This is a genomic window from Streptococcus pseudopneumoniae (genome assembly GCF_001074975.1).
In the GTDB taxonomy this organism is placed as follows: domain Bacteria; phylum Bacillota; class Bacilli; order Lactobacillales; family Streptococcaceae; genus Streptococcus; species Streptococcus pseudopneumoniae_D.
The window spans coordinates 1-3,488 of record NZ_JUUO01000061.1 but is presented as its reverse complement, the minus strand read 5'-3'; the positions used below and the strand labels follow the sequence as shown (position 1 = coordinate 3,488).

The following is a 3,488-nucleotide window of genomic DNA, read 5'->3' as shown; positions in this document are numbered from 1 at the left end:
AGATGGTATGTTGACTCGCCTTATCTTGAAAGCTTCTGATAAAGCTCCATGGTCAGACAACGGCTCAGCTAAAAATCCAGCCCTTCCACCAGTAGAAAAATTGGGCAAAGGCCTCTACTTCTACGAAGTAGATTTGGCAGGCACTCAAGGTAAATCTGATAAAGAGCTTCTCGACCTCTTAAAACAAAATGGTACGCAAAGCTATAAAGCCACTATCAAGGTGTACGGTGCCAAAGATGGCAAGGCCGATTTGAGCAATCTCATAGCTACAAAAGATTTGACAGTAAACTTGAATGGACATCAGTCTCTTATTCCGATGCAGTCAGGTTCCGTCCCTTCTTCTAATGGTTCAGCCATGCCGGCTCCAATGATGAATAGTCATCAAGATGCGTCTAATATGAAAGCTCAAATGCCTAGTGCCAATCAAGATGAGATGAAATCTAAAATGCCGGCTGCTAGTCAGGATAAGATGATGCCTAACAAAGAGCAGGACAAAACTATGAATACTAGCCAGCCAATGGCAACTCCAAGTATGAAGCAAGACCAAGTCGCAGCAACCTCAAGCAAAATGCCTGATGAAGGTAAGATGGCATCTACTAACAAGGTGTCAAGTCCAATGATGGCTGCTCAAATGAAAGACCAAAAAGCTATGCTTCCATATACTGGTGAGGCCCAAACCTCAATGGCTACTATTGGATTCTTTGGATTAGCCTTGGCAGGATTGCTAGGTGGACTCGGTTTGAAAGCTAAAAAAGAGGAAAATGACTAGTCTAGCTACAGACTTTCTATCTAGGATTTGAAAAATCCAGATATCGTTTAGAATGTTCGTAAAGAGATTAAAATAGTGTTATACTTAAATCAGTATAGCACTGTTTTTATCAAAGGAGAGATAGATGGGAAAGACAATTTTGCTCGTCGATGACGAGGTGGAAATCACAGATATTCATCAACGCTATCTGGTTCAGGCAGGGTATCAGGTTTTGGTGGCCCATGATGGGGTAGAGGCCTTAGAAATCTTCAAGCGAAAACCGATTGATTTGATTATTACAGATATCATGATGCCTCGGATGGATGGTTATGATTTGATTAGTGAGGTCCAGTATCAATCTCCGGATCAGCCTTTTCTCTTTATCACGGCTAAGACCAGTGAGCAGGATAAGATTTACGGCCTGAGCTTGGGGGCAGATGACTTTATTGCCAAGCCCTTTAGCCCTCGCGAGCTGGTTTTGCGCGTCCACAATATCTTGCGTCGCCTTCATCGTGGAGGTGAGACAGAAGTCGTCAGTCTCGGGGATTTACGGATGAATCACGGTAGCCATGAGGTTCAAGTCGGAGATGTGGCGCTTGATTTGACAGTCAAATCCTTCGAACTTCTATGGCTTCTAGCCAGCAATCCAGAGCGAGTTTTTTCTAAGACAGACCTCTATGAAAAAGTCTGGCAGGAAGATTATGTGGATGATACCAATACCTTGAATGTTCATATTCATGCCCTGCGACAGGAGTTGGCTAAACATGCTAGTTCAGAAACACCCACCATCAAAACCGTCTGGGGCTTGGGCTACAAAATTGAGAAAGCACGAGGTAGTCAATGAAATTAAAAAGTTATATTTTAGTGGGGTATGTCATTTCAACAATCCTAACGATTATCGTGGTTTTTTGGGCTATCCAGCGAATGTTAATTGAAGAAAGAGAGATTTATTTTCTAGTGGGGATGACGCTCGTGGCTAGTTTTGTCGGTGCTGGGATTAGTCTCTTTCTCCTATCGCCGGTCTTTACTTCGTTGAGCAAACTTAAGGAACATGCTAAGCGGGTAGCGGACAAGGATTTCCCTTCAAATCTGGAAGTTCAAGGCCCTGTAGAATTTCAGCAATTAGGCCAAGCCTTCAATGAAATGTCCCATGATTTGCAAGCTACCTTTGATTCCTTGGAAGAAAGCGAACGAGAAAAGGGTTTGATGATTGCCCAGCTGTCGCATGATATCAAGACCCCCATCACTTCAATCCAAGCGACGGTAGAAGGGATTTTGGATGGGGTTATCAAGGAAGGAGAACAAGACCATTATCTAGCAACCATTGGGCGCCAGACTGAAAGACTCAATAAACTGGTTGAGGAGTTAAATTTTTTGACTCTAAACACAGCTAGAAATCAGGCAGAGACAACTAGTAAAGACAGCATTTTTCTGGATCAGCTCTTGATTGAGTGTATGAGTGAGTTTCAGTTCTTGATTGAGCAGGAGGAGCGAGATGTCCACTTGCAGGTAATCCCTGAGTCTGCCCGTATTGAGGGAGATTATGCCAAACTTTCTCGTATCTTGGTAAATCTGATCAATAATGCTTTTAAATACTCAGCTCCAGGAACCAAGCTGGAAGTGGTGGCTAAGGTGGAGAAGAACCAGCTTTCAATCAGTGTGACCGATGAGGGACAGGGGATTGCCCCAGAGGATTTGGAGAATATTTTCAAACGCCTTTATCGTGTAGAGACTTCGCGTAATATGAAAACAGGTGGTCATGGCTTAGGACTTGCGATTGCGCGTGAATTGGCCCATCAATTGGGTGGGGAAATCATAGTTAGCAGTCAGTACGGTCTCGGAAGCACCTTTACACTCGTTCTCAATCTCTCTGGCAATGAAAATAAAGCTTAAACCCCCTTTACAAATCTAGCTATTCATGGTAAAATGAATTTTGTGTGAAATATCAGCAGGAAAGCATGAAGCTCGTCAACAGGTGTCTTATGATAAGTAACCTTGGCTGTTTAGGCGAAGGGCATCTGCACGAATCAGGGCTTTCTAAGTGACTATTTCCACCGAAATATTATTTATATCAGGAGGACATTCACATGTCACGTTATACAGGACCATCTTGGAAACAAGCTCGTCGCCTTGGCCTTTCACTTACAGGTACAGGTAAAGAATTGGCACGTCGTAACTACGTACCAGGACAACACGGACCAAACAACCGTTCTAAATTATCAGAATACGGTTTGCAATTGGCTGAAAAACAAAAACTTCGTTTCACTTACGGTGTAGGTGAAAAACAATTCCGTAACTTGTTCGTACAAGCTACAAAAATCAAAGGCGGAATCCTAGGTTTCAACTTCATGCTTCTTTTGGAACGTCGTTTGGATAACGTTGTTTACCGTCTTGGTCTTGCGACTACTCGTCGTCAAGCTCGTCAATTCGTAAACCACGGTCACATCCTTGTTGACGGAAAACGTGTTGATATCCCATCATACCGCGTAACTCCAGGTCAAGTGATCTCAGTTCGTGAAAAATCATTGAAAGTTCCAGCTATCCTTGAAGCAGTAGAAGCTACTCTTGGACGTCCAGCATTCGTATCATTCGACGCTGAAAAATTGGAAGGTTCATTGACTCGCTTGCCAGAACGCGACGAAATCAACCCAGAAATCAACGAAGCACTTGTCGTTGAATTCTACAACAAAATGCTTTAATTTTAAGAAATATCTTACAGAAAGCCTACAACAGTGGGCTT

The 3,488-nt window shown here is 43.1% G+C and carries 4 protein-coding genes; all 4 read left to right on the top strand.

Annotated elements, in window-relative coordinates; genetic code table 11:
- Positions 1–769: SSURE domain-containing protein (locus tag ADI86_RS02820; protein WP_049531705.1), on the top strand; the 769-nt coding region annotated here is incomplete at its 5' end.
- 124 nt (positions 770–893) lie between these two features.
- Positions 894–1,592, top strand: coding sequence for a response regulator transcription factor (locus ADI86_RS02815; protein WP_042749814.1), 699 nt, complete (start codon positions 894–896; stop codon positions 1,590–1,592).
- Positions 1,589–2,641: a sensor histidine kinase gene (locus ADI86_RS02810; protein WP_049531704.1), complete on the top strand. Its 1,053-nt coding sequence runs from the start codon at positions 1,589–1,591 to the stop codon at positions 2,639–2,641. The genes ADI86_RS02815 and ADI86_RS02810 overlap by 4 nt, the downstream gene beginning before the upstream one ends.
- Positions 2,642–2,835: 194 nt before the next feature.
- Positions 2,836–3,447, top strand: coding sequence for a 30S ribosomal protein S4 (gene rpsD, locus ADI86_RS02805; RefSeq protein ID WP_000092756.1), 612 nt, complete (start codon positions 2,836–2,838; stop codon positions 3,445–3,447).
- Positions 3,448–3,488: the final 41 nt, after the last annotated feature.